Below are 24,239 nucleotides of genomic sequence, written 5' to 3'. Positions count from 1 at the left end.
TGGGTCACCTCGTTGCCACGATTTTCTGCCTTACATGAATTGGGCATCGGCCAATGCAACAAGTTTCTTGAGCCTTCCACATCAGTGTGTTGCTTGTCACGGAACGTCGCACTGCCCCCCGCATGCGGCATTCCCAAGAAAGGCGTCCAGCGCGGCATGGAAGCGCTCGGGCTGCTCCACGTGCACCAGGTGCGCCGCTTGCGGCACTACCTCGAGCCTGGCACCGGGGATGGCCGCGGCGATGCTCTGTGCCATCGCCACGGTTGCGCCCTGGTCCTGCTCGCCCGCTACTACCAGCGTAGGACAATGAATGCGGGAAAGCGCGCCGGCGAGGTCAAAAGCCATGATCGCCTCGGCCACACCCACATATCCACGTACCGGCGTGCCCACCAGCCTGTCGCGAATGCGCGACACCTGGTCGCGATGCGCCTCTTGGAAGGCCGGCGTCAGCCAGCGCCCGAGGGTGGCATCGGCCATGCCGGCCATGCCATGGGCCTCGGCCTGGCCGATGCGGTTGTGCCACATCGGGTGCGCCTCCATCGGGGTCTGGCTGTTGGTGGCCACCAGCGCCAGCGACAACAGCCGCTCGGGATGGCGCAGCCCCATGGTCTGCCCGATCATGCCGCCCACGGAAATCCCGCAGAAATGCGCCTGGGGGATCTGCAGCGCGTCCATCACCGCGACCACGTCGTCGGCCAGCCGCGTCATGGTGTAGGGCCCGAGCGGGGCGTCGCTGGCGCCGTGGCCGCGCATGTCAGGGCGCACCACGCGATAGCGGCCCGCCAGGTGCTGCGCGGTGGCGTCCCACAGCGTGTGGTCGGCAGCCAGGGCGTGGGCCAGGATCACCCAGGGCCCGTCCGCCCCGTCCACGCGCACGTGCAGGTCGGCGCCTTCGGCGTGGATGCGGTGGGTTTCGACTGGTGGCGTGGCAACGGTCATGGCTGGGCTCCTTTCGGTTAGATGATGCGTCGGGAGGCGCGCGCCGCGGTCCTACTGCCCTTCCTTGCCGCGGTACACCAGGTCGATCTGGGTGCCGTCGGGCTCGGTCTGGCGCAGGCGCACCGGCATCCAGCCCAGCGACTGCGCTAGCCACAGCTCGACGCGGCGCCGGTCATTGGCACGGCGCTGCAGCCGTACAAAGTGCTTTGCGCGTATCACGCCGCGGCCGGTGTCGATCTCGTCTTCTCCAACATACTGCACTTGCATGGGTTCCACATCCCGCGTGTCGGCCACAAGGAACGTTTCCGTCACTCCCGGGGTGACATATCGCTGGGGATTGCCGCGCACCAGCCCCACCAGCTGCAGGAATACGCTGAAGCGGTCCTGCGCGCCGGGCGGGAACTGGGCCTGCGAGCCCGAGGCCAGCACTGCGGTGCCGGCCGCGGCATCGAAACGCGAGGACTCGGTCTTGTTGCGGCGGCGTTCTTCGTAGCGTTCCGGCAACAGTCCCTGCACGGCCATCGCGCCGCCGCTCTGGAAGGCAAAGCGGAACCACAACACGCGGGTTTCGACCGCCAGCCGGTAGCGGCTGCCGTCCTGCTCCCAGCGGATCAGGCCGTCGGGGTTCTGCACGCCGTTGACGAAGCTGGCGTAGTGCATCGTCGCCGACGGCGGCGGGTCGTAGCGCACGCCATCGACGCCGCCCTGCGGGCCGCCGGATGGCGCGGCGGCAGGGGTGGCAGGCTTGGCCGCGCTGCCTTCGCCGCCGCTGCCCGAAGCCATTTCGGTCGCGCCCTGCGGGCTGGTGGCGAGCGCGGGAGCGGGGGCTTCCTGCGGCTCGGCTTCCGGGGCCTGCTCGGCCGGCCTGGGCTGCGGGCGCGGGCGCGGCATCGGCCGCGGCGCGGGCGGGGCTGGCGGCCTGGGCGGCGGCAGCAGCACCGCTTCCAGCGTGGGCGTGCTGCTGACATCCATCGGGATCAGCGGCCCCGGCATGCGCACAAAGCCCACCACGGCCAGCACGTGGACCAGCAGCACCAGGGCGATCACGATGATCCAGCGCCGCCGGCGCCAGACGCGGGGATCCGCGCCGGGCCGGGCGTGGAGACTAGGATTGGCCGGTTTCTCCGGCCGGGGTGGCTGCACCAAGGTAGCCAAGTTCCGATGAGAGCTGTTGGGCGATGTCACGGATGCGACGATCCATCGTACCGCCCCATTCTGCATCGAATATGCTTTGCGCGCCCAGTACGATCAGCCCCATGGCCAGGTGGCCGTTGGCGTCGAACACCGGCATCGAGAACGCATTGATGCCCGGCAGCACGCCGCCGAGCGTGCGCGCGGCGCCATGCGCGCGCACCTCGGCGCAGATCGCGTCGTAGTCGGCCAGTGAGCGCGGCATGTCGGGCACGCCGTCATTGCCGCGCGCGCCCAGCTCGCGCTCGATCAGCGGCAGGGTCTGCTTGCGCGGCAGGTAGGCGCCGTACAGGCGGCCGGTGGCTGAGTTCAGCATCGGCATCACATCGCCCAGGCGCAGGCTGACGGTGACGGGATGGCTGGATTCCTCCCAGTGCACCACGGTGGGACCGTGGTTGCCCCACACGGCAATGCCGGCGGTCAGGTCCAGTTCATCGCGCAGCTGCGACAGGATCGGGCGCGCCTTCTTGACCGGATCGAGACGGTTCAGCCCGGCCAGGCCCAGCTGCAGCGCGAACGGGCCCAGGTCATAGCGCCCGCTGACGGGGTCCTGCGCCACGGCGCCCAGCCGCATGAAGCTGACCAGGTAGCGATGGGCCTTGGCCGGGTTCATGCCGGCGGCGGCGGCCAGGTCGCGCAGCATCATCGCGCGCGGCGACACCGCCAGCGCCTGCAGCAGCCTGAAGCCCACCTCGATGGACTGGATGCCGGAACGCAGCTTGGTGTCTTCTTCTTCGATCTCTGACATGCGGCGGATGGTTGGCTATCCCCGGGGGCTGGGGAAATTCGTAGGTAAATTTACTATAGCGAAATCGATTTACCAATTTTTAAGCCATCGGTAGACTTTCCTCGCAACAGACCTGGCCGGCGGCATGCCCCTCGTGCAAGCCCGCCCGAACCGGGCCCCTTTTTAACACGGAGACAACCGATGCGCCCCCTTGGCTACTTTCGCCCCGCCCTCGCCGCATTGACGGCCGCTACCCTGTTTGCCGCCCTGTTCTCCGCCAGCGCCCCCGCACGCGCCGACGACTGGCCGTCGCAGCCGATCCGCTGGGTCGTGCCCTATCCCGCCGGCGGCGGCACCGACGTGGTGGCGCGCACCGTGGCCCAGGCCATCACCCCGGGGCTGGGCAAGCAAGTCGTGATCGACAACCGCCCCGGTGCGGCCACCATCGTCGGCGCCGATGCCGTGGCGCATGCCAAGCCCGATGGCTACACCGTGCTGACCGCCGACACCGCCACGCTGGCCGCCAATCCGTCGCTGTACAAGAAGCTGCCGTACAACCCGGACAAGGACTTCGTCTACATCGGCCAGCTTGCGCGCTTCCCGCTGGTGCTGGTGGCCAATCCCAACTTCCCGGCGCACACGCTCAAGGAAGTGGTCGAGTACGCGCAGAAGAACCCGGGCAAGGTCAATTTCGCCTCGCCGGGCGCGGGCAGCCCGCACCACCTGGCGATGGAACTGTTCATGGACCAGACCCGGGTCAAGATGACGCACGTGCCCTACAAGGGCGCGGCGCCGGCGGTGCAGGACCTGCTCGCGGGCCAGGTCGACCTGATGTTCCTGGACCTGGCCTCGGGCCAGCAGAATGTGCAGGCCGGCAAGCTGCGCGCGCTCGGCGTGGCCACGCCCAAGCGCCTTGCCGTGCTGCCCAGCGTGCCGACCGTGGCCGAGGGCGGCGTGGCCGGCTTCGAGGCTTACGCCTGGCAAGGCATGGTGGCGCCGGCCGGTACGCCCAAGGCCGTGGTCACGCGCCTGAACGCCGAGCTGGTCAAGGCGCTGAAGACGCCCGAGGTGCAGAAGAAGCTGGAAGGCGTGGGCGTGGAGGCGGTCTACAGCACGCCCGAGGAATTCGCCAGCTACGCGCGCGCCGAGGGCGAGCGCTGGGGCAAGCTGATCAAGGCCAAGGGCATCACCGTCGACTGACTGGCGCGCGGGCGGGCCACGGTAGACTAGTGGCCATTGCGCCTGCCCCGCGGGCGCCCCCGATCCCTACCGCACTGCATCCATGAAACTCGCAACCCTGAAGGACGGTTCGCGCGACGGCCAGCTGGTGGTCGTGTCGCGCGACCTGAAGACCGCCCACTACGCCACCGACATCGCCGGCAAGCTGCAGACCGTGCTGGACGACTGGCCGTTTTACGCGCCGCAGCTGCAGGACCTGTACGACGCGCTCAACGCCGGCCGCGCGCGCCACCCCTTCCCATTCGCCCCCAAGGACTGCATGGCGCCGCTGCCGCGCGCCTACCAGTGGGCCGACGGCTCGGCCTATGTCAACCACGTCGAGCTGGTGCGCAAGGCGCGCGGCGCCGAGATGCCGCCCGAGTTTTGGACCGACCCGCTGATGTACCAGGGCGGCTCTGACGACTTCGTCGGTCCGCAGGACGATATCGTCTGCGCCAGCGAAGCCTTCGGCATCGACTTCGAGGCCGAGGTGGCCGTGATTACCGGCGACGTGAGGATGGGCGCCACGCCCGAGCAGGCCGGCGAAGCCATCCGCCTGGTGATGCTGGCCAACGATGTCTCGCTGCGCAACCTGATCCCGGCCGAGCTGGGCAAGGGCTTCGGCTTCTTCCAGAGCAAGCCGGCCACGGCATTCTCGCCGGTGGCGGTGACGCCCGACGAACTCGGCGAGGCCTGGCGCGAGCGCAAGGTGCACCTGCCGATGACCGTGCACTGGAACAGCAAGAAGGTGGGCCAGCCCGACTGCGGCACCGACATGGTGTTCGACTTCGGCCAGCTGATCGCCCATATCTGCAAGACCCGCAACGTGCGCGCCGGCAGCATCGTGGGCTCGGGCACGATCTCCAATGTCGACCGCACGAAGGGCTACTGCTGCATCGCCGAGAAGCGCATGCTGGAAACCATCGATGAGGGCAAGCCCGTGACCGAGTTCATGAAGTTCGGCGACGCGGTCAAGATCGAGATGTTCGACGCACAGGGCCATTCGGTATTCGGCGCGATCGACCAGCTGGTGGCACCGGCCTGACGCACGTTGGGGCCGCGGGGTGCGGCGGCGAGCCGGATATGCATATAATTAACCGACCGATCGGTTGGCAAATCAACGATGCATGCGGCGCGCCGCTAACCCCCGTACTTCTCAGGCCCCCAATGACTACCCCCACCGCTGACTCCACACCCCTCTCCCCCCGCTACGAGCGCTATCGCGCACTGACGCTGCGCCGCCACGGCCCCATCCTCGAAATCATCATGGGCGCGGCCCAGTCGGCAAACCAGAAGCTGGCCACGGCCGACGCCAACATGCACCGCGAGCTGGCCGAGATCTGGCGCGACGTCTCCGCCGACCCCGAGGTGCGCGTGGCGCTGATCCGCGGCGAGGGCAAGGGCTTCTCGGCCGGCGGCGACCTGGCCCTGGTCGAGGACATGGCCAACGATTTCGAGACCCGTACCCGCGTCTGGCATGAGGCGCGCGACCTGGTCTACAACGTCATCAATTGCGACAAGCCGGTGGTCTCCGCCATGCACGGCCCCGCCGTCGGCGCCGGGCTGGTGGCCGGCCTGCTGGCCGATATTTCGATCGCGGCAAGGACCGCGCGCATCGTCGACGGCCATACCCGGCTGGGCGTGGCCGCGGGCGACCATGCCGCCATCGTGTGGCCGCTGCTGTGCGGAATGGCCAAGGCCAAGTACTATCTGATGCTGTGCGAGTCGGTCAGCGGCGAGGAAGCCGAGCGGATCGGCCTGGTCTCGCTGGCGGTGGAAGAGGACGAACTGGTGGCGCGCGCGTTCGAGGTGGCCAACCGGCTGGCGGCCGGGTCGCAGACCGCGATCCGCTGGACCAAGTATGCCCTCAACAACTGGCTGCGCATGGCCGGCCCCGCCTTCGATACCTCGCTGGCGCTTGAATTTATGGGCTTTGCCGGCCCCGACGTGCACGAAGGCGTGGCGAGCCTGCGCCAGAAGCGGCCGCCACAGTTCAGGTAACGACGACGCAGCCGCCGGCCCGACGGGCCCTCCTGGCCAACCCCGGGGCTGCGCCGCACACGGAGCGCTCGACCATGTTCGGACAGATTCCCGATTTCACCAACGGCTTTGACTTCATGCGCCGGCTGTGGGGCAGCGGCAGCGGCATGCCCGCCGGCCTGATGCCCGGCCTGCAGGCGATGACGCCGCCGATGGACCTCGACGACCTCGACAAGCGCATTGCCGACCTGAAGGCCGTGGAGAGCTGGCTGCAGTTGAACACCAACCTGCTGCGCACCACCATCCAGGGCCTGGAAGTGCAGCGCGCCACGCTGGTGGCGCTGCAGACCTTCGGCAACGCGCTGTCGCCCGACGCCATGCAGTCCGCGATGGAAAACGTCGCACGCGCGGCCAACACGCCCAGTGCCGCGGCGCCGGAGCGCGCCGCCGGCGCGGATGGCGGCAGCGGTGCGCAACCTGAGCCGCCTGCCGCCGAGCAGCCGCAGGCTGCGGCAAGCGACACCGATTCCGCCTTGCCCCCCAACGCCGCGCTGTGGTGGGACCTGCTGCAACAGCAGTTCAACCAGATCGCCAGCAGCGCCGCCGCGGCCAGCATCGCCCCGTTCGGCATGGGCGGCTTCGGCGCCGCGGCCGGCCCCGAAGCCGCAGCGCAAGCGGCTGCGGCAAAGCCGAAGACGGCCGCGCCTGGCAAGGCCGCCTCCGCCGGCACGGGCAAGCCTGCCGCCAGGAAGGCGCCTGTAAAGAAGGCGCCGGCCAAGAAGGCAGCCAAGGCAAAGCCGGCCAAGGACGCGGGCAACGGCGATGACAATGGCAAGAACGGCGGCAACAACGGCGGCGGCGGCCACGGCCCCAACGGCAGCAGCGCAGCCTGACAGCCAAAAACTCCCAACAATTCGCCACGCCAACGCAATGCACCGCGAGTCCTTCCCGGCCCCCCACCCCGCGCTGCAATCCGGACCCAACCCCGCCGCCACCGCGCTGATCATGATGGGCGGCGGCGCGCGCGCCGCCTACCAGGCGGGCGTGCTGAGCGGGCTGGCACGCATTGCCGCGCGGCACGGCAAGGGCCATGGCGCGATGCCCTTCGGCATCATCGCCGGGACCTCGGCAGGCGCGATCAACGGCGCCGGGCTGGCGATCCAGGCGGGGGACTTCCAGGCCGCCACACAGAGCCTGGCGGCGCTGTGGCACAGCATCCATGCCGACGACGTCTACCGCACCGACGTGCTGCGCGTGGGAATTTCGGGCGCGCGCTGGCTGTCGACGCTGGCGCTGGGCTGGGCCACGCAGCGGCGCGCGCCCCGTGCCCTGTTCGACAACACCCCGCTGGGCAGCATGCTGGGCGAGCTGTTCGAGCCCGAGCGCGTGCAGGCCAGCCTGGACAGCGGTGCGCTGCATGCCTTCGCGGTCACCGCGCTGTCCTACAGCACCGGGCGCCACGTGACCTTCTACCAGTCGCACCACCGCATCCATCCGTGGCACCGCAGCCAGCGCATTGCGATCCCGGCGCAGATCACGGTGGACCACCTGCTGGCATCGGCGTCGATTCCGTTCCTGTTCCCGGCGATGCCGCTGGAGCTGGACGGCCACCATGAGTGGTTCGGCGACGGCACCATGCGGCAGATGTCGCCGCTGTCGCCGGCGATCCACCTGGGCGCGTCGCGCGTGCTGGCGATCGGCGCGGCCTCGCGCCAGCGCTCGGGCTGGTACGACACCATGCCGGCCGGCGGCTACCCGTCGCTGGCGCAGGTGGGCGGGCAGGCGCTGGCCAGCATCTTCCTGGACGGACTCAACGCCGACCTGGAGCGGCTGCTGCATATCAACCGCTTGCTGGCGCGCATGCCGGAGCTGGCCGGCGACCGCGAGGGCTGGCGCCCGGTGCAGGTGATGACGATCGCCCCCAGCGAGCCGATCGAAGCCATTGCCGCCGAGCACCAGAAGCAGCTGCCGCGCACGGTGCGCGCCCTGCTGGCGCCACTGGGCGGCACCGAGGCGCGCGGCGCCGCCTTTGCCAGCTACCTGCTGTTCGAACCCGCCTTCACCCAGGCCCTGATGGCGCTGGGCGAGCGCGACGCCGAGGCCCAGGCGGACGAGCTGGCGGCGTTCCTGTTCGGCATCGTCCCGGGCACGCCACCGGCCGCGCTGCCGGCGGGCGAGCGCGCGCTTTCGCCCTGAGCACCCGCCAGCACATGGCGTGCGGCCAGGCGCCGCGGCTGGCACATTGACGTGTCATCGTTGCGCTGATCGCCCGCAATATGCTGCCGGCTGCGCCAAATCGCGTCAAAAAGCGTTGCATTTGCCCCGATCCGAACTAAAAAAGGAGAAGAGAATAATTCGCATCTGGTAGAATCTGCCCGTAATTTCAAAGGCTTACCATGCTCTACCCCGAACTGTTCAAATCGTTGGAAGCCGTCCGCTGGCACATGGACAAGGACATCCCCTGGGATACCTTTGACGCCAGCATGCTGACGGACGACCAGGCCAAGACCATTCGCATGAACGCGATCACGGAATGGTCCGCCCTGCCCGCGACCGAGATGTTCCTGCGCGACAATCGCCACGATTCTGATTTTTCGGCGTTCATGAGCATCTGGTTCTTTGAGGAACAGAAGCACTCGCTGGTGCTGATGGAGTACCTGCGCCGCTTCCGCCCGGACCTGGTGCCGACCGAGGAAGAACTGCACGCGGTGCGCTTCGAGTTCGACCCGGCCCCGCCGCTGGAAACCCTGATGCTGCATTTCTGCGGCGAGATCCGCCTGAACCACTGGTACCGCCGCGCCGCCGAATGGCACACGGAACCGGTGATCAAGCATATCTACCGCACCCTGTCGCAGGATGAAGCCCGCCATGGCGGCGCCTACCTGCGCTACATGAAGAAGTACCTGGCACAGTTCGGCGACAGCGCGCGCGCCGCCTTTGCCAAGATCGGCGTGCTGATGGCCTCGGCCCGCCGCACCGAGAAGCCGCTGCACCCGACCAACCTGCACGTCAACAAGGCGCTGTTCCCCAACGACACGGTGCAGTCGCGCCTGCCGGACCCGGACTGGCTCGAGCACTGGCTGGACGAGCAGATCCGCTTTGACGAAGGCTGGGAGAAGAAGGTCATCGAACGGATCCTGCACAATATGTCGCTGCTGTTCGAACGCACCTTCGAAACGGTGCAGGACCTGAACCGTTACCGCAAGGAACTGAACGCCAGCCTGCAAGGCACGGGCGGGGCCCAGCCGGCGCAAGCCTGAGCGGCCAGTCCGACAGCACGAAAAAAAGCCCCGCCGAAGCGGGGCTTTTTTTTGCCCTTCTATTGCCTGGACGCATTCCCGACAAATGCGACCCGCCGCGGCGCACCGGGCCTGATCCGGTTGTGGCGGGTATTCTGCATGACTGTTTTCCTAATCCTGGAAAATCAAGCGCCTGGCATGATAAACGAGCCGACTACGATGCAGGTAGTAGCCGGTTACTACATCATTCATTCCCGTCCCATGTACTGCCATGCTGTCACGCAGCGGCGGCAAACCCATGGCTGGCGCCCGTTCGTCGAATAAACTTATATCCGAAAATAAAATATTTAAAGCACGCGACGATTATCCTGACACTCAATGCGCTGTAAATCCAGCATTACGAATTCATTTAATTCGTGGTGTCATGCCTCGCAGTTCCCGGTGTGGCAGCAGGCCAGGCCGGTTGTCGATCCGGCAGGCTGTGCGTGACGGGGTAACCAGGGCCCACCGCCGGCAGAGATCACAAGAAGGGGTACCATCTCGGGCAAGCACGCCGGCTCCGACCAGGGGCTGGCCTCCACTTTCCGATGCCGACCCCATGTCCGTACCCGCTTTCGAATCCAAGCTGACCCTGCCTGACACCCCCGCCGCGCTGGCCGCGCGCATCGCCACCTTGCCGCGCCCGCTGGTGTTCACCAATGGTGTCTTCGACATCCTGCACCGCGGCCATGCCACCTACCTGGCACAGGCGCGCGCACTGGGCGCGAGCCTGGTGGTCGGCGTCAACAGCGATGCTTCCGTGAAGATGCTGGGCAAGGGCGACGACCGCCCGCTGAACCATGAATCGGACCGCATGGCGCTGCTGGCCGCGCTGGAGTCGGTCGACCTGGTCACGATGTTCCGCGAACAGACCCCGGTGGAACTGATCCGCCTGGTGCGCCCCGACATCTACGTCAAGGGCGGCGACTACGACATCGACACGCTGGAAGAAACCCGGCTGGTGCGCAGCTGGGGCGGCCAGGCCTACGCCATCCCCTTCCTGCACGACCGCTCGACCACCAAGCTGCTGACCAGGGTACGCCAGGGCAGCTAAGGCTGATCAGGTTGCTCAGGAGCAGGCCAGCACGTCCTCGGCGCCGTAGCGCTGGCGCATGGCCTCGAGCCGGGCGCGCGCCGCATCGTCGGCATCGCGCACGCGCAGCCACTGCCGCGTGAGCGGCCGCGCGGCGTCGGTCAACATGGCGGTGCGCACGCCGTGGCCGCGCAGGGAATCGAGATATTGCTCGGCATGCTCGCGCTCGCGGAAGAGGCCCAGCGACACCGTATAGGTCGTGGCCTCGGGCGTGCCGGCGGTCACCAGCGAGTACTCCGTCACATTGCGCCGGCGCAGTTCGGCCAGCTTGCGCTCGGCATGCTCGCGCGTGGGCTGCGCGGGCAGATGGACCCACCAGCGCACCTGTTCCTGCCGCGCGAACGCTTCCACGCGCAGCGCGGCGGCGGCCAGGTCTTCAGTGGCGCGGCGCGCCGCCTGGGCGCTGAAGCCACCGATCTCGATGCAGGCAGCCAGCGTGGCCGACGGCAGCGCGCTGCGCGGTGCGGCATCCGCCGCTGGTGCCGACGCTGGTGCCTGCACCCGCATCCGTTCCCCACGTACCTGCTGCTGCAGCCGCTGCGGCTCACGCGGCGTTTCAAACCAGCCGGCCAGCGGATTCGCGCCGAACACCCCGAGCACCGCCCCCAGCAGCATGGCATTGGCGAGCAGCAGCAACAGCGGGACGATGCGCGGCGAGCGTGGCCGGGCGGGCTGGCCTGGGGCGGTCATGGGTCGGGGTGGATTGAGGCGTGTGAGAAGTTGCGCTGCGCGCTAGGCGCCGGCCGATGCCATCGCGTGCAGGCCAAGCAGCACCAGATTATCGTGCATCTCGAACGGCACCGCGAGCGCGCCAGCCAGCGCGCCGCGGGCACCGCCGGACAGCAGGCAGCGCACGGGGCGACGCGCCGGCCCGCGCTCGCCCAGCGCGCGCCAGGTGCGTTCGATGGCGCCGGCCTGCGCGGCCAGGCAGCCTGCGGCAATGGCGTCGTGCGTGTTGTCGGCCCAACGCAGGTGCGCGCCCGCCACGGTGCCGGCATCGTCCACGTCCAGTGCCGGCAGCTGCGCGGTGTTGCGCGCCAGCGTGCCCAGCATCAGTGCCAGGCCGGGCAGGATCAGGCCGCCTTCGAAGCGCGCGCTGCCGTCCGCCGCGGCCGTGACGATATCCAGCGTGGTGGCGGTGCCCGCGGTCACCACCAGCAGCGTGTCGTGCGGCAGCCAGCGGTGCGCGCCGATGGCGCCGACCCAGCGGTCCACGCCCAGTTGCGTGGGCTCGCGGTAGCCGTTGGCCAGGTTGCCTTGCGCGGCGGCGCTGCGCACCCATTGCACCGGCGCACAGCCCCCGAAGGCCTCGGCCAGCGCTGCATCCACGGCGGCCGCAATCACCGGTCCGGCGACATTGCTGATCCACACCGACGGCATCGGCCCGCTGCCGCGCAGCGCGCGCAGGTCAGCGGCCAGCGCCTGCAGCGCGCCGGCGTCGGCATGGGCGACCGCGCCGCCGTGCTGCCACGGCGTGGGCAGCGCGTCAGTGGCGGGCAGCGCCGCACCGGCTTCGCACCAGGCCCACTTGAGGCGGGTATTGCCGATATCGATCAGCAGGTGCGGCGCGCTCATGCGGTGCCTCCCTGCCCCGGCGCGGGCCGCAGCGACAGCTCGCCGCTGGCGATGCGCTCAAGCCCCGCCGGCGTTTCCAGCAGCAGGTGGCCGGCCTCGTCGACGCCGCGCGCCATGCCTTCGGCGATCACCTTGCCCTCGTGCAGCAGCCGCACCGGCTGGTCGCGGTAGGCATCGGCCGCGGACCAGCGCCGCGCCATCGGCCCGAAACCGTGCGCCAGGAACGCGGTGCGCATGGCCGCCAGCCGCTCCAGCAGCGCGGCCAGCAGGCGCGGGGCATCGCGCTGCGCGTCGAAGCCGGGCATGGCCTCGGCCACGCCCGCCAGCTCGCGGCCCAGTGCCGCTTCCATCTGCGCGTCGCGCACCAGGTTCAGGCCGATGCCGATCACGGCCCAGACCCGCTGCGGCCCGGCGGGCACCGCCTCGATCAGGATGCCGGCCAGCTTGCGCTCATCGATCTGGAGGTCATTGGGCCATTTCAGCCCGATCCGTGCGCCGAGGCCCGCCTCGACATCGCCCAGGGCCTCGGCCAGCGCCAGGCCCACGGCCAGGCTCAGGCCGCTCAGCTGCGCCGGCGCCAGCGCCAGCGGCAGTGCCACCGAGAAGGTCATGCCTGCCTGCCCCTGCCACGGCCGGCCCTGGCGCCCGCGCCCGGCGGTCTGGCGGTAGGCCAGGCGCAGCCTGCCGGCGTCGGACCACGGCGCCTGGCGGCAGGCCGCGGTCAGGTCGGCATTGGTGGAGCCGGTTTCTTCCACCAGCTCCAGCGTCCAGTCGCTCAACGCGGGCGACAGCATGCCGCGCAGCGCGCCGGCATCGATGCGCCAGTTGGCGCCGGATGGGGAGGAAGGGTCGGATGGAGTCGGAGGAACGGCGGACATGCGCGGCAAAGGGCTGGGATCGATGGCGATCGTGGAAAACACAGGCGGGGGCAGGGCTGAGCCCCAAGTGCCTGCTGCAGATGCCGCATTGTAGCCGCGCCGCCGCCTCGGCACGGCGCGGTCGCGCCAGCGGGGCGGGTGGCTTAGAATCGAGACTCGGCCATCACATCGCATGCCCTTGGAACGCCAGACGACGCCAGACTTCCATATCACGCGCGGGGACGGAACCGTCAGCGTAGCGCTGCGTGGCGACTGGACCGCGCTCGCCCTGGCCGGCTGCCACCAGGCGCGGCAGCTGCGCGCGAAACTGCATGAGCTGGCGCAGGCACCAGACAGCGCGCAGTGGTCGCTGGCCGGCGTCGAGCGGCTGGACCATATCGGCGGGCAACTGCTGTGGCAGGCCTGGAACGGCGCGCTGCCGCAGCGGCTCGATGCCAGCGAAGGCCAGCGCCGCGTGTTCGAGCGCATCGCCGCAGTGCACGACGAGGGCTGGAAGAAGCACATGGTGGACCGCTTCAACCCGGTTACGCTGTTCGGCGCGAGCGTGCTGTCGTTCGGCGCGCAGCTGGGCCGCGGCGTCAGCATGCTGGGCCAGCTGACCTTCGACCTGCTGCGCTTTGCACGCATGCCCCAGCGCGGCCCCTGGCGCGAGATCTCGGCCAATATCTACAACGTGGGCTACAAGGCGCTTGGCATCACCGCGCTGGTCGGCTTCCTGATCGGCATCGTGCTGTCGTACCTGTCGGCCAACCAGTTGCGCACGTTTGGCGCCAGCACCTTTATCGTCAACATCCTGGGCATGGCGGTGATCCGCGAGCTGGGGCCGGTGCTGGCGGCGATCCTGATCGCGGGCCGCTCGGGTTCGGCCATCACCGCGCAGATCGGCGTGATGCGCGTGACCGAAGAGCTCGATGCGATGCTTGTGATGGGCATCTCGCACGGCTTCCGGCTGATCATGCCGCGCGTGATCGCCCTGGCCATCGCCATGCCGCTGCTGGTGGCCTGGACCGACGTGATGGCGCTGGCGGGCGGCATCCTGGCCGCGCGCTGGCAGCTGGGCATCAGCGCCACCTTCTTCCTGCGCGAGCTGCCCGATGCGGTGCCGGTGGCCAACCTGTGGCTCGGACTGGGCAAGGGGGTGGTGTTCGGCATCCTGATCGCGCTGACCGCATGCCACTTCGGGCTGCGCATCAAGCCCAATACGCAAAGCCTGGGCGAAGGCACCACCGCCTCGGTGGTGACCGCGATCACCATGGTGATCCTGGCCGACGCGGTCTTCGCCATCCTGTTCAAGGACGTGGGCCTGTGAGCGCGGCGCAAGCGAACGCCACGCCGGACGGCAAACCCGGACGCAAGCCGGACCGCAAGGCGGACCGCACCCCGGTCATCGAGGTGCGCGACCTGGTCAAGCGCTTCGGCAAGGCGGTGGTGCATGACCATGTGAACCTGGACGTTTACCGCGACGAGGTGCTGTCCATCGTTGGCGGCTCGGGCAGCGGCAAGACCGTACTGCTGCGCCAGATCGTGGGGCTGGAGCGTCCCACGTCGGGCTCCATCAAGGTGTTCGGCGAAGACCCGACCCGGCTGCGCCCGGCGCAGCTGCAGGCGCTGCGCAACCGCTGGGGGCTGCAGTTCCAGCGCGGCGCGCTGTTCTCGGCGCTGTCGGTGATCGACAATATCGCGCTGCCGCTGCGCGAGCTACGCGCGCTGCCCGACAACCTGATCTGCCAGGCGGCGCTGCTCAAGCTGCAGCTGGTGGGGCTGTCGGCGCGCGATGCCGACAAGATGCCGGCGGACCTGTCCGGGGGCATGATCAAGCGCGTGGCGTTGGCGCGCGCGCTGGCGCTGGAGCCGGAACTGCTGTTCCTGGACGAGCCCACCGCCGGGCTGGACCCGATGGCTTCGGACGACTACGTGCGGCTAATCCGCGAACTGCGCCGCGAACTGGGCCTGACCGTGGTGATGATCACGCACGACCTGGACACGCTGGTGGCATTGTCCGACCGCGTCGCGGTGCTGGCGGACCACAAGGTGATCGCCGCGGCGCCGATCCCTGAAGTGGTGAAGGTGGACCACCCCTTCATCCGCGAGTATTTCCTGGGCGAGCGCGCCCAGCGCGCCATGCAGGCGCTGCCACCGCACGGGCAGCCGGATGCGGCGCCCCCTGGAGAAGCATGATGGAAAACAAGTCACACGCGTTCCTTGCCGGCGTGTTCACCATCGGCCTGGCCGTGCTGGTGTTGTTCGCAATCTTCTGGTTCAGCAGCGACCACGCCGTGCGCGTGCCATACGACCTGATCACGCGCGCCACCGTCAACGGCCTGCAGCCGCAGGGCGACGTGAAATACCGCGGGCTGGCGGTGGGCAAGGTCGAGTCGATCAAGTTCGACCCGCAGGTGCCGGGCCAGATCATTGTGCGCGTCAACGTCAACAAGGACACGCCGATCACGCGCACCACCTATGGCACGCTGGGCTTCCAGGGCGTGACCGGAATCGCCTACGTGCAACTGGACGACAGCGCCACGCACGACGGCGCCACGGCTTCGCCGCCGCTGCCGACCTCGCCCAAGGCGGTGGCACGCATCGCCATGCGCCCCGGCTTCTTCGAAGAGCTGGAAAAGCGCGGCGATTCGCTGCTGACGCAGGTCGAGACCATGATGACCTCGCTCAACGACATGTTCCAGAGCGCCAACCGCACTGAGCTGATGGCCGCGATCCATGCGGTGCGCAAGACCGCGGAAGACTACTCGCGGCTGTCCGATTCCCTGGGCCCGGCCGCCAACCGGCTGCCGAAGGTGACCGAGAACCTGAACGCCACGCTGGAATCGACCCGGCGCCTGACGCAGGAGCTGGCCAACCCCAACGGCACGGTGATGCGCACCGTCGACAGCGTCGGGCGCGACATGCAGGGCGCGGCCTCGTCGGTGCAGTCCGCGGCAGGCACCTTCAGCGAAGAGACCCTGCCGCAGCTCAATGGTCTGGCGCGCGACGCGCGCCAGACCGCGCGCACCTTCGAGCGCGCCGCCGGCCAGTTCAACGAGAGCCCGAGCAGCGTGCTGTTCGGCGCGCCCGCGCCTGCCCCGGGCCCGGGCGAGCCGGGCTTCAGCGCACCATAGCGCGGCCCGCATGCCACCCCTCACCCGATACCGCCAACCGCGAGATACCGCCGTGAACCCTGCGACCGAGATGCCACGCTTTCTCCGATCCGCGCGCTCCCGCCTCCAGGCCGCCCTGCTGCTGGCCGCCGCGGGGCTGGCGCTGTCGGGCTGCGCGCTGACGCGCGGCAACAACCCCACCGTCACCTACGATCTCGGCCCGCCGGCCGCCGCCACCCCCGGCAACGGGAACCCCGCGCCGGCGCGGCTGCCCAAACTGCGCGTGGCACAGACCGACGGGCCCAACTGGCTGGACGGCAACGCCCTCTTCTATCGGCTGCAGTATGCGCAGGCGCAGCGCCTGCAGGCCTACGCCACGCAACGCTGGGTGATGTCGCCCACGCGCCTGTTCGACGAGCGGCTGCGCGAGGCCGTGGCCGCGCGCGGCACGCTGAGCTGGTTCGGCGACAGTAGCGTGCCGGCGTTGAAGGTGGACCTGATCGAGTTCGACCAGGTGTTCGACAGCGCCACCACCAGCGAAGGCGTGGTGCGGCTGCGCGCCACGGTGTTCCAGCAAGGCATGCTCGGCCAGCAGACCTTCGAGGCGCGCCGGCCCGGGGCCAGCGCCGACGGGGCCGGCGGCGTCAAGGCGCTGGCCGAGGCCAGCGACGCGGTGATCGCGGCGCTGCTCGACTGGGTCGGCACGCTGCGGCTAAAGTAAACACGCAAGGAGACACGCCATGGAGCCGGCTCCCCCGCCGCCCTCCGCGCCGCCCCCGGCGGCTCAGCCAACGCCGGAAGCCAGCGGCCCGCAGCACTCGCCGCTCGCCCGCGTGGGGCTGATTTGCTTCACGCTGCTGGTCGTGTACGCCAGCCTGTACCCGTTCTCGGGCTGGGTCGACAACGGCGTTTCGCCGTTTGCCTTCCTGAGCGCGCCCAAGCCGCGCTACATCACCGACTTCGACCTGCTGACCAATGTGCTGGGATACTTCCCGTTCGGCGCGCTGGTGGTGCTGTCGCTGCATCCGCGCATGTCGGGCGGGCGCGCCACGCTGGTGGCACTGGTGGCCGGGGCGCTGCTGTCGGCCTGCATGGAGGCCTTCCAGACCTGGCTGCCAAGCCGCATCTCCTCCAATATCGACCTGATCACCAATGCGCTGGGTGCGCTGCTGGGCGGCGCGGTGGTGGCGCCGTTCACCCGGGCACTGATCGACGACGGGCGCCTGACGCGCCTGCGCCATGCGTGGTTCGAGCCCCACGCCAGCTTTGCCATCATCCTGCTGCTGCTGTGGCCGTTTGCGCAGGTGTTTCCGCAAGAGCACCTGTTCGGCATGGGCGGCATCGTGCGCGAATGGCTGACCGACCCGGAATCCTGGCCGATGCAGGTGCTGCAGATGGTGTTCCCGCAGCTGGAGGCCTGGCAGGACCATATCGGCTTGCGGCCCGAGGACATGCAGAGCCAGCAGTTGCTGGAATCGCTGGTGACCGCCAGCAGCTGGGTCGGCACGGGCCTGTTTGCCTCGATCGCGATGCGCCGCAGCGCGCCGATGCTGCGCATCCTGGCCGGCCTGCTGGCGGCGGCGCTGCTGCTCAAGGCCACTGCTGCCGAACTGCAGTTTCCGTCCGAGAGCGCCTTTGTCTGGCTGTCCGAAGGCGGGCGCTTTGCCTTGCTGACCAGCTCGCTGGTGCTGGCGCTGCTGCTGTACCTGCCACGCTGGCTGCGCGCGGTGCTGGCGATGGTGGCGCTGATCGTGCTGGTGGTGCTGACCAATGTGCTGCCATCCAACCCCTATGCGTGGATCTCGGAGCAAGGCTGGCGCATGGGCCGCTTTATCCACTTCAACAGCCTGGCGCAATGGCTGGGCTGGCTGTGGCCGTTCCTGGCGTTCTGCTATGTGATCTGGCGCTTCGAACAGGTCAGCCTGCGCCGCCACGCCAGGAAAAAGGCCGCGGCGCGCCGTGAGGCGGCCGCGGCCGGTACCCAGGAATAGCGCTGGCGGGCCTAGTGCAGTTGGCCGCCTTGCTCGCGCACATCGGCGCGGGTCGACAGCGCCGTCGCCACCGCCGCGCGCAATCCCTTCACCAGCGTTTCCTGCGCCAGGCTGGGCTGGCCCGGATGGCGCGCCGCCTGCTCGGGCAGGTAGGGGATGTGGATGAAGCCACCGCGCACGTCGCCATCCGGCTGCTGCGCCAGCCGGTGCATCAGCCCGTAGAAGACATGGTTGCAGACGAAGGTGCCGGCGGTCTGCGAAACCGAGGCCGGCACCCCCGCCGCGCGCATGTCGCGCACCATCGCCTTGATCGGCAGCGTGGCAAAGTAGGCGGCCGGGCCGCCTGCGACGATGGCGGTATCGATCGGCTGGGCGCCGGCGTTGTCGGCAATGCGCGCATCGTCGACATTGATCGCCACGCGCTCCACCGACATCTCGGCGCGCCCGCCGGCCTGGCCCACGGCGATCACCAGCGCGGGCCGCAGCACGTCGACCAGCTCGCCGATGGTGTCGATCGCCGCGCCGAACACGCACGGCAGCTGCCGCGCCACGATCACGGCGTCGCCCACGCGCTCGCCGTCGAGCGCGCGCACGGCCTCCCATGAGGGATTGATCGGTTCATTCTCAAACGGCTCGAAGCCGGTCAGCAGCACAGTACGCATGGCGGGGCTCCGCGGTTACATCAGGAAGTACAGCAGCGCGATATTGGCCACCAGGATCGCCAGCGCGGTCGGCACCTGCGCGCGGATCACGGCGTTCTTGTCGTCGAGTTCCAGCAGCGCCGCCGGCACGATATTGAAGTTGGCCGCCATCGGCGTCATCAGCGTGCCGCAATAGCCCGAGAACATGCCGATCGCCGCCATCACCGCCGGGTTGCCGCCGAACATGCCGACCAGGATCGGCACGCCCACGCCGCCGGTCATCACCGGGAAGGCCGCGAAGCCATTGCCCATGATCACCGTGAACAGCGCCATGCCCACGCAGTAGACCGCCACCGCCACCAGCTTGTAGTCCATGTTGATATAGGCGGTGGACAGGTGCGCCACGGCCTTGCCCACGCCCGCGTCGGCGAACACCAGGCCCAGCATCGCCAGCATCTGCGGCAACACCAGTGCCCAGCCCAGCGACTCGGTCAGCCGGCGCGACTCGCGCAGGCCCTGCGCCACGGTGTCGCGCGTGAGCCAGCACACCACCGCCAGCGAGATCAGGCAGCCGATCCCCAGCGAGACAAAGGTCACGTTCTTGGGATCGAGCAGCGGCAGGCCGGCGATCTTGACGTTCTTGAACAGCATGGTGCCGATCACGGTCACCAGCGGGATCAGCAACGCCGGGATGAACAGCTTGTTGCCCAGGCGGCGCGCGCTGGCGCGGCGCTCTTCCTCGGGCAGGCTGTGGTGCTTGCCGTGGCCGACGCCGCCAAAGCCCGCAATCAGCGCCATCACCACCGCGCCGATGCCGACCGCGGCCGGCGGCAGCCGGTCGCCAATCAGGAATACGATCGCGTACAGCAGCCAGAACAGGCCGGTGCTGAGGCGGCGCGGATGCTCGCGGTCGGCGAAGGTCATCAGCGCGGTGATCGCCAGCACCAGGCCGGCGAGCCAGTAGAGATATTCGATGGAAATGATCATGGCGCGCTCCTTACTCGGCGCTCTTGGCAGGCACGGCGGCCGCGGCGGCCTTGCCGCCCAGCTCGCGCTCGAGCCAGCGGTCCAGGCGCTTCAGGCGCACGGCGTGGATCAGGAAAGCGCAGATCGCGGTGGGGATGCCCCACACGGCAATACGCAGCGGCTCCACGTCGATGTTCGACGACAGCAGGAAGGTGTGCATCAGCGCGATCGCGCCGAAGGCCACGAAGATGTCCTCGCCAAAGAACAGGCCGACATTGTCGGTGGCGGCGCAGAACGCCAGGATGCGCTGGCGCACCGGCTCGGGCAGGTGGCCGAAGCGGTTCTCGGCCGCGCCCTCGGCCATCGGCGCCAGCAGCGGGCGCACCATCTGCGGGTGCCCGCCCAGGCTGGTCAGGCCGATCGCGGCGGTCAGCTCGCGCACGCCCAGGTAGACGATCAGCAGGCGGCCAACCGTGGCCGACGCGATGCGCGCAATCCATGCCTGCGCATGCTCGCGCAGCCCGTGCCGCTCCAGCAGGCCGATCACGGCCAGTGGCAACAGGATGATCAGCGGCAGGTTGCGCGCCTTGACGAAGGCGGTACCGATCGCCGAGAAGATCTGCATCAGCGGCATCGGCGCGGCCAGCCCCGTGGCCAGCGCGGCGAGCACCACCACCAGCATGGGATTGAAGCGCAGCACGAAGCCGATGATGATGACGCCGACCCCGACAAGGGGCCAGAGATTGACTGCCTGTTCCATAAGAGACACCAAACGAGTGTGATGGAGGCGAGCGGACGGCAGCCGTCTTACCGCACGACGGGGCCGGCCGCAGTGGATGCTGGCGGTTGAGACGGAGTGCTCAGTCGCCGGCGCGGACCGCGATGCCTTCCGCGCCCAGCCGTTCCCGGATGCGGCGCGCAAAGGCCAGCGCGTGGGCGCCGTCGCCGTGCAGACACACGGTTTCGGCTTGAATCGGTACCCAGGAGCCGTCGATGGCGCGCACGCGTTTCTCGCGCACCATGGTCAGGGTCTGGTTCAGGGCGACTTCCTCGTCCTCATGCAGCGCGCCCGGCGTGCCGCGCTTGACCAGCGTGCCGTCGGGGTTGTAGCCGCGGTCGGCAAAGACCTCCTGCTTGACGCGCAGGCCGGCCTCCTTGGCGATATCGATCATCTGGCTGCCGGCCAGGCCGAAGAACACCAGGTCAGCATCGACGTCGCGCACCGCGCGCACGATCGCGCGGGCCAGCGCCGGATCGCGCACGGCCTGGTTGTACAGCGCGCCATGCGGCTTGACGTGATGCAGCTCGCCGCCCTGCGCGCGCACGATCGCGTCGAGCGCGCCGATCTGGTACAGCACGTCGGCGTAGACGTGTTCCGGGTCGCGCTGCATCTCGGTGCGGCCGAAGTTCTCGCGGTCGGGGTAGCTCGGGTGCGCCCCGATCGCCACGCCGCGCTCCAGCGCCCACTTCACCGTCCGCACCATGGTAGCCGCGTCCCCCGCGTGCCAGCCGCATGCGATATTGGCCGAACTGATCAGCGCCAGCAGCGCCTCGTCGTTGTCACAGCCTTCGCCAAGGTCGGCGTTCAAATCGATATGCATTGCCATTCTCCTGTGCGGCGCATTGCGTCGCCCGATTGCTATCGCGCGTGCGCGCCTATGCGGCCACGCGCGTGTGTGCGCGCCGCCGCGCGCCGATGGGCATGCCATCGCCCTGCCACCGCAGCGCCTGGTCGATCTGGCGCAGGTAGCGCTCCAGCTCGGCCTGCGCCGCCTCTGCCTGCGCCAGCGTCACCTGCACGAAACGCACCGGCGCACCCAGCGGCACCTGCGCCAGCCGCCACAGGTCCGCGCCGATCACCACGCCGATCTTGGGGTAGCCGCCAGTGGTTTGCGCATCGGCCATCAGCGCGATCGGCTGGCCGCCCGGCGGCACCTGCATCACGCCCGGCACCACGCCATGCGACAGCAGGTCGGCGCTGCGCTCGGCGCGCCGCGCCAGCGCGGGCCCATTCAGGCGCAGCCCCATGCGGTTGCTGTTGGGCGTGACGGTCCAGTCGGCCTGCCACAGCGCGGCCTGCGATGCCGCGTCGAAGTCCTCATATTCAGGCCCCGGCAGCATCCGGACCGGCGTGGCCTTGCCCTCGATGCTGGCGGGCAGCGCCCACGCCGGCGCCTGCACGCCGATCCAGTCGGTCTCGGCCACCAGCCCCGGGCGTCCCGCCGGCAGGCGGTCGCCTTCCTGCAGCGCGCGCCCGCCCAGCCCGCCGAAGCCTGACTTCAGGTCGGTGCTGCGCGAGCCCATCACCGGCTCGACGTCGATGCCGCCCGCCACGCACAGGTACACGCGCGTGCCGCCGCGCGTCGACGGCAGCGTCAGCGTCTCGCCCTTGTGCACGTCAAAGGCATGCCACGACCACACCGGCACGCCGTCCAGGTTGGCGCCGCATTCGGCACCGGCCAGCGCCACGCGCATATCGGCATGGAAGCGCAGCGCGGCGCGGCCCAACGTGAATTCAATGGCGGCGCAGCCCGGCGCATTGCCGAGCAGGCGGTTGCCGACTTCCACCGCCAGCATGTCCATCGCCCCGCAACGGCCGACGCCAAAACGGCGAAAGCCGGTACGGCCCAGGTCCTGCACCGAGGCGAGCGCGCCGGGACGAATGATTTCGATCACGCGATGACTTCCTCGGCAACAAAGCGCACGGTATCGCCGGGCGCAAACAGGGACGGCGGATCCCGGTCCGCCACGAAGAGCTCGGCGTCGGTGCGCCCGATCAGCTGCCAGCCGCCCGGCAGCACCGCCGGATAGATCCCGGTCTGCTCGCCGCCAATGCCGACCGATCCGGCCGGCACCGCCACCCGCGGCTCACGCCGGCGCGGCGTGGCCAGCTCCGGCGCCAGGCCGCCCATATAAGCAAATCCCGGCTGGAAGCCCAGGAAGTAGACGACGTACTCGCCGGCAGCGTGGCGGCGCACCACTTCCTGCGGCGTCAGCCCGGTATGGGCCGCCACATCGCCCAGGTCCGGGCCATGCTCGCCGCCGTAGCGCACCGGGATCTCCACCAGCTTGCCGGTGGCATTGCGCGCCTCGCCGGAGGCCCACGCGAGCTTCAGGTTGCGTTCCAGCGCGTCCACGTCGGCGCTGCCGTCGAAGATCACGGTCAGGTTGTTCATGCCCGGCACCACGTCAACCACCCCGCGCCAGTCCGCGGCCCGGGCAGCCATCGCCCAGATGCGGCGCTGGACCTCCAGCGAGGCGGGGGGAGCCACGCTGTACAGCAGTGCCTGCTCGGCGAGTCGGTGGACGGTGCAGTTCATGGGATTCCCGGTAGCTCATTTGCTACCAGTTTAGGCAGGCAAGCCGGAATGTGACGTGTTTGTATTTCATCGATAATTTATCGATGAATTCATCATATCGAAATGAGACGAGGAGAAACAGTCAGGATTGACCCTAGGGGCGCAAGGGCCACTGCGACCGGCTGCACCATGGCTGGGCAATCGAGTAGGGTGAGGGGTCACCCCCTCAGCCCTCTCACACCACCGTACGTGCGGTTCCGCATACGGCGGTTCATGAACGAGACTGCAAGCGCCGCTGGGCATCCAGCAGCGAGATCAGCCCCATGGCGTCGAAGTAGCGCTTCGGGAAGGCTGCGCCCATGTGGCTAGCCCCGGCATTCCACCATGGGCCATGCCCATTGCGGGCCGAGTGCCACGCGCGATCCTCCGCTAAGCCCTGCCGACGCAGCATCACAGTGCGGGTAGCGCGGCTCTTGGCCTGCCGCCATATCAGGCGGCGCAGCCGCCGCCTCAGCCACCCGTCCAGCGTCTCCAACACGCCTTTCGCTTCCGTGTACTGGAAGTACCCGATCCACCCGCGCAGCACCGGATTCAGCGCCGCTATTGTGTGAGTCAGGCTCCTCCCGCGTCCCTTGCGCATCAGCTCCTTGATTCGCCCAGTCAGCCTTTGCAGACTTTCCGGTGCAATACGCAGCTTTGCCTGACGATGTGCTGTCACGCTGTAGCCCAGGAACTTGCGCGCCCACGGGCGCCCGCACGTGCTCTTGCCCTCGTTGACTTGCAGTTTCAGCCGTTCCGCGAGGAACGCTGTCATGCGCGCCAATAGCTGTTGCCCTGCCACCTTGCTTCGGACGTAGATGTTGCAGTCGTCCGCGTAACGACAGAACGCCAGACCCCGCTTCTCCAGTTCACGGTCCCAATCCGTCAGCAGAATGTTCGACAGCAACGGCGACAGCGGCCCGCCCTGCGGCGTGCCTTGCCTCCTTGCCTCGACCACCCCGCCACGCATCAGCCCCGCTTCCAGATACCGCCGGATCAGCTTGAGCACTCGGGGGTCCTTCACTTGTCGCGCCACCTTCGACATCAGGATGTCGTGGTTGACCCGGTCGAAGAACTTCTCCAAGTCGATGTCCACCACCCAGCGCCGGCCTTCCTGCACGTACCGCTGTGCCTGCAAGACCGCCTGCTGAGCGCTGCGCCCAGGCCTGAAGCCGTAGCTCGACTCGGAGAACCCCGGTTCGTAGATCGGTTGAAGAACTTGCAGCAGCGCCTGCTGGATCAGCCTGTCCACCACCGTCGGGACGGTCAGCGCGAACTGCACAAGCGCTCAACGAGCATTTGGGTTGGGCTGAGATCCGCCATCCGTTT

General features: G+C 68.9%; 25 protein-coding genes. 12 read left to right on the top strand and 13 right to left on the bottom strand.

The window, feature by feature from the left end:
* Positions 1-96: 96 nt before the first annotated feature.
* Genes AC3WL8_RS35300 through AC3WL8_RS35290 form a run of 3 tightly spaced genes read right to left on the bottom strand, consistent with a single transcriptional unit; the run spans position 97 to position 2,878 of the window.
* Positions 97-939 carry an alpha/beta fold hydrolase gene (locus AC3WL8_RS35300; RefSeq protein WP_211980539.1) on the bottom strand — a complete coding sequence of 281 codons (843 nt, stop codon included), beginning with the start codon at positions 937-939 and terminating at the stop codon, positions 97-99.
* 51 nt (positions 940-990) lie between these two features.
* On the bottom strand, positions 991-1,986 hold the full coding sequence (locus AC3WL8_RS35295; protein ID WP_249221231.1) for a DUF3108 domain-containing protein: 996 nt from the start codon (positions 1,984-1,986) through the stop codon (positions 991-993).
* 58 nt (positions 1,987-2,044) lie between these two features.
* Positions 2,045-2,878, bottom strand: a complete 834-nt coding sequence (locus AC3WL8_RS35290; protein ID WP_013955232.1) for an IclR family transcriptional regulator — start codon at positions 2,876-2,878, stop codon at positions 2,045-2,047.
* A gap of 180 nt (positions 2,879-3,058) precedes the next feature.
* Here AC3WL8_RS35290 and AC3WL8_RS35285 point away from each other — a divergent pair, with 180 nt between their 5' ends.
* The 7 genes from AC3WL8_RS35285 to rfaE2 all read left to right on the top strand — a co-directional run bounded on the left by AC3WL8_RS35285 (position 3,059) and on the right by rfaE2 (position 10,387).
* On the top strand, positions 3,059-4,057 hold the full coding sequence (locus AC3WL8_RS35285; RefSeq protein ID WP_492379846.1) for a Bug family tripartite tricarboxylate transporter substrate binding protein: 999 nt from the start codon (positions 3,059-3,061) through the stop codon (positions 4,055-4,057).
* An 82-nt stretch (positions 4,058-4,139) separates the two neighbouring features.
* Complete coding sequence (locus AC3WL8_RS35280) at positions 4,140-5,120, top strand: fumarylacetoacetate hydrolase family protein (protein WP_153956615.1); 981 nt, start codon at positions 4,140-4,142, stop codon at positions 5,118-5,120.
* 122 nt (positions 5,121-5,242) lie between these two features.
* Entirely contained in the window at positions 5,243-6,076 is an 834-nt protein-coding gene (locus AC3WL8_RS35275; RefSeq protein ID WP_013955229.1) for an enoyl-CoA hydratase/isomerase family protein, read from the top strand.
* Between the two features lie 74 nt (positions 6,077-6,150).
* Complete coding sequence (phaM, locus tag AC3WL8_RS35270; RefSeq protein WP_211980537.1) at positions 6,151-6,948, top strand: polyhydroxybutyrate granule multifunctional regulator PhaM; 798 nt, start codon at positions 6,151-6,153, stop codon at positions 6,946-6,948.
* Positions 6,949-6,985: 37 nt separating this feature from the next.
* Positions 6,986-8,251: a patatin-like phospholipase family protein gene (locus AC3WL8_RS35265; RefSeq protein ID WP_211980536.1), complete on the top strand. Its 1,266-nt coding sequence runs from the start codon at positions 6,986-6,988 to the stop codon at positions 8,249-8,251.
* Between the two features lie 200 nt (positions 8,252-8,451).
* Positions 8,452-9,315, top strand: a complete 864-nt coding sequence (locus AC3WL8_RS35260; protein ID WP_013955226.1) for a ferritin family protein — start codon at positions 8,452-8,454, stop codon at positions 9,313-9,315.
* A 577-nt stretch (positions 9,316-9,892) separates the two neighbouring features.
* Positions 9,893-10,387 (top strand): D-glycero-beta-D-manno-heptose 1-phosphate adenylyltransferase, encoded by a 495-nt coding sequence (rfaE2, locus tag AC3WL8_RS35255; protein ID WP_211980535.1) that lies wholly within the window; start codon positions 9,893-9,895, stop codon positions 10,385-10,387.
* A gap of 15 nt (positions 10,388-10,402) precedes the next feature.
* Here the strand turns inward: rfaE2 and AC3WL8_RS35250 are convergent, their stop codons facing one another.
* The 3 genes from AC3WL8_RS35250 to AC3WL8_RS35240 are packed head-to-tail and all read right to left on the bottom strand — an operon-like array spanning position 10,403 to position 12,879.
* The gene (locus AC3WL8_RS35250) at positions 10,403-11,116 is read right to left on the bottom strand and encodes an SPOR domain-containing protein (RefSeq protein WP_211980534.1); all 714 of its coding nucleotides are present in this window, start codon (positions 11,114-11,116) and stop codon (positions 10,403-10,405) included.
* Between the two features lie 42 nt (positions 11,117-11,158).
* Positions 11,159-12,001 (bottom strand): type III pantothenate kinase, encoded by an 843-nt coding sequence (locus AC3WL8_RS35245; RefSeq protein ID WP_211980533.1) that lies wholly within the window; start codon positions 11,999-12,001, stop codon positions 11,159-11,161.
* Entirely contained in the window at positions 11,998-12,879 is an 882-nt protein-coding gene (locus AC3WL8_RS35240) for a biotin--[acetyl-CoA-carboxylase] ligase (RefSeq protein WP_211980532.1), read from the bottom strand. The genes AC3WL8_RS35245 and AC3WL8_RS35240 overlap by 4 nt, the downstream gene beginning before the upstream one ends.
* Positions 12,880-13,051: 172 nt before the next feature.
* Here AC3WL8_RS35240 and AC3WL8_RS35235 point away from each other — a divergent pair, with 172 nt between their 5' ends.
* The 5 genes from AC3WL8_RS35235 to AC3WL8_RS35215 are packed head-to-tail and all read left to right on the top strand — an operon-like array spanning position 13,052 to position 17,965.
* Positions 13,052-14,188, top strand: a complete 1,137-nt coding sequence (locus AC3WL8_RS35235) for an MlaE family ABC transporter permease (protein ID WP_211980531.1) — start codon at positions 13,052-13,054, stop codon at positions 14,186-14,188.
* Positions 14,185-15,057: an ABC transporter ATP-binding protein gene (locus AC3WL8_RS35230; RefSeq protein ID WP_013955220.1), complete on the top strand. Its 873-nt coding sequence runs from the start codon at positions 14,185-14,187 to the stop codon at positions 15,055-15,057. Before AC3WL8_RS35235 ends, AC3WL8_RS35230 begins: the two co-directional genes overlap by 4 nt.
* On the top strand, positions 15,054-15,995 hold the full coding sequence (locus AC3WL8_RS35225) for an MlaD family protein (protein ID WP_013955219.1): 942 nt from the start codon (positions 15,054-15,056) through the stop codon (positions 15,993-15,995). Before AC3WL8_RS35230 ends, AC3WL8_RS35225 begins: the two co-directional genes overlap by 4 nt.
* 52 nt (positions 15,996-16,047) lie before the next feature.
* Positions 16,048-16,695: an ABC-type transport auxiliary lipoprotein family protein gene (locus tag AC3WL8_RS35220; RefSeq protein ID WP_492379845.1), complete on the top strand. Its 648-nt coding sequence runs from the start codon at positions 16,048-16,050 to the stop codon at positions 16,693-16,695.
* 19 nt (positions 16,696-16,714) lie between these two features.
* Positions 16,715-17,965 (top strand): VanZ family protein, encoded by a 1,251-nt coding sequence (locus tag AC3WL8_RS35215; protein WP_211980529.1) that lies wholly within the window; start codon positions 16,715-16,717, stop codon positions 17,963-17,965.
* A gap of 11 nt (positions 17,966-17,976) precedes the next feature.
* On the opposite strand, the gene pcp is transcribed toward AC3WL8_RS35215, so the two are convergent.
* The 7 genes from pcp to ltrA all read right to left on the bottom strand — a co-directional run bounded on the left by pcp (position 17,977) and on the right by ltrA (position 24,192).
* The gene (gene pcp / locus AC3WL8_RS35210) at positions 17,977-18,627 is read right to left on the bottom strand and encodes a pyroglutamyl-peptidase I (protein WP_013955216.1); all 651 of its coding nucleotides are present in this window, start codon (positions 18,625-18,627) and stop codon (positions 17,977-17,979) included.
* 15 nt (positions 18,628-18,642) lie between these two features.
* Positions 18,643-19,593, bottom strand: a complete 951-nt coding sequence (locus tag AC3WL8_RS35205) for a DUF979 domain-containing protein (RefSeq protein WP_013955215.1) — start codon at positions 19,591-19,593, stop codon at positions 18,643-18,645.
* Positions 19,594-19,603: 10 nt separating this feature from the next.
* Positions 19,604-20,332, bottom strand: a complete 729-nt coding sequence (locus AC3WL8_RS35200; protein ID WP_013955214.1) for a DUF969 domain-containing protein — start codon at positions 20,330-20,332, stop codon at positions 19,604-19,606.
* 100 nt (positions 20,333-20,432) lie between these two features.
* Positions 20,433-21,173 (bottom strand): 5-oxoprolinase subunit PxpA, encoded by a 741-nt coding sequence (gene pxpA, locus AC3WL8_RS35195; protein ID WP_013955213.1) that lies wholly within the window; start codon positions 21,171-21,173, stop codon positions 20,433-20,435.
* A 55-nt stretch (positions 21,174-21,228) separates the two neighbouring features.
* Positions 21,229-22,248, bottom strand: coding sequence for a 5-oxoprolinase subunit C family protein (locus AC3WL8_RS35190; protein WP_013955212.1), 1,020 nt, complete (start codon positions 22,246-22,248; stop codon positions 21,229-21,231).
* Positions 22,245-22,892, bottom strand: coding sequence for a 5-oxoprolinase subunit PxpB (pxpB, locus tag AC3WL8_RS35185; RefSeq protein WP_114133774.1), 648 nt, complete (start codon positions 22,890-22,892; stop codon positions 22,245-22,247). The genes AC3WL8_RS35190 and pxpB overlap by 4 nt, the downstream gene beginning before the upstream one ends.
* A gap of 250 nt (positions 22,893-23,142) precedes the next feature.
* Positions 23,143-24,192, bottom strand: a complete 1,050-nt coding sequence (gene ltrA / locus AC3WL8_RS35180; protein ID WP_492379844.1) for a group II intron reverse transcriptase/maturase — start codon at positions 24,190-24,192, stop codon at positions 23,143-23,145.
* Positions 24,193-24,239: the final 47 nt, after the last annotated feature.

The sequence above is a fragment of the Cupriavidus sp. FW305-F7 genome (assembly GCF_058782875.1).
Note: the sequence above shows the minus strand (reverse complement) of the source record. Positions and strands in the feature narration are given on the sequence as shown.

What these genes read in the sequence shown, in the direction of transcription:
- AC3WL8_RS35300 (WP_211980539.1), bottom strand. Translation starts at nt 939, where the DNA reads ATGACCGTTGCCACGCCACCAGTCGAAACCCACCGCATCCACGCCGAA.
- AC3WL8_RS35290 (WP_013955232.1), bottom strand. Translation starts at nt 2,878, where the DNA reads ATGTCAGAGATCGAAGAAGAAGACACCAAGCTGCGTTCCGGCATCCAG.
- AC3WL8_RS35285 (WP_492379846.1), top strand. Translation starts at nt 3,059, where the DNA reads ATGCGCCCCCTTGGCTACTTTCGCCCCGCCCTCGCCGCATTGACGGCC.
- AC3WL8_RS35280 (WP_153956615.1), top strand. Translation starts at nt 4,140, where the DNA reads ATGAAACTCGCAACCCTGAAGGACGGTTCGCGCGACGGCCAGCTGGTG.
- AC3WL8_RS35275 (WP_013955229.1), top strand. Translation starts at nt 5,243, where the DNA reads ATGACTACCCCCACCGCTGACTCCACACCCCTCTCCCCCCGCTACGAG.
- phaM (WP_211980537.1), top strand. Translation starts at nt 6,151, where the DNA reads ATGTTCGGACAGATTCCCGATTTCACCAACGGCTTTGACTTCATGCGC.
- AC3WL8_RS35265 (WP_211980536.1), top strand. Translation starts at nt 6,986, where the DNA reads ATGCACCGCGAGTCCTTCCCGGCCCCCCACCCCGCGCTGCAATCCGGA.
- AC3WL8_RS35260 (WP_013955226.1), top strand. Translation starts at nt 8,452, where the DNA reads ATGCTCTACCCCGAACTGTTCAAATCGTTGGAAGCCGTCCGCTGGCAC.
- rfaE2 (WP_211980535.1), top strand. Translation starts at nt 9,893, where the DNA reads ATGTCCGTACCCGCTTTCGAATCCAAGCTGACCCTGCCTGACACCCCC.
- AC3WL8_RS35250 (WP_211980534.1), bottom strand. Translation starts at nt 11,116, where the DNA reads ATGACCGCCCCAGGCCAGCCCGCCCGGCCACGCTCGCCGCGCATCGTC.
- AC3WL8_RS35245 (WP_211980533.1), bottom strand. Translation starts at nt 12,001, where the DNA reads ATGAGCGCGCCGCACCTGCTGATCGATATCGGCAATACCCGCCTCAAG.
- AC3WL8_RS35240 (WP_211980532.1), bottom strand. Translation starts at nt 12,879, where the DNA reads ATGTCCGCCGTTCCTCCGACTCCATCCGACCCTTCCTCCCCATCCGGC.
- AC3WL8_RS35235 (WP_211980531.1), top strand. Translation starts at nt 13,052, where the DNA reads ATGCCCTTGGAACGCCAGACGACGCCAGACTTCCATATCACGCGCGGG.
- AC3WL8_RS35225 (WP_013955219.1), top strand. Translation starts at nt 15,054, where the DNA reads ATGATGGAAAACAAGTCACACGCGTTCCTTGCCGGCGTGTTCACCATC.
- AC3WL8_RS35215 (WP_211980529.1), top strand. Translation starts at nt 16,715, where the DNA reads ATGGAGCCGGCTCCCCCGCCGCCCTCCGCGCCGCCCCCGGCGGCTCAG.
- pcp (WP_013955216.1), bottom strand. Translation starts at nt 18,627, where the DNA reads ATGCGTACTGTGCTGCTGACCGGCTTCGAGCCGTTTGAGAATGAACCG.
- AC3WL8_RS35205 (WP_013955215.1), bottom strand. Translation starts at nt 19,593, where the DNA reads ATGATCATTTCCATCGAATATCTCTACTGGCTCGCCGGCCTGGTGCTG.
- AC3WL8_RS35200 (WP_013955214.1), bottom strand. Translation starts at nt 20,332, where the DNA reads ATGGAACAGGCAGTCAATCTCTGGCCCCTTGTCGGGGTCGGCGTCATC.
- pxpA (WP_013955213.1), bottom strand. Translation starts at nt 21,173, where the DNA reads ATGCATATCGATTTGAACGCCGACCTTGGCGAAGGCTGTGACAACGAC.
- pxpB (WP_114133774.1), bottom strand. Translation starts at nt 22,892, where the DNA reads ATGAACTGCACCGTCCACCGACTCGCCGAGCAGGCACTGCTGTACAGC.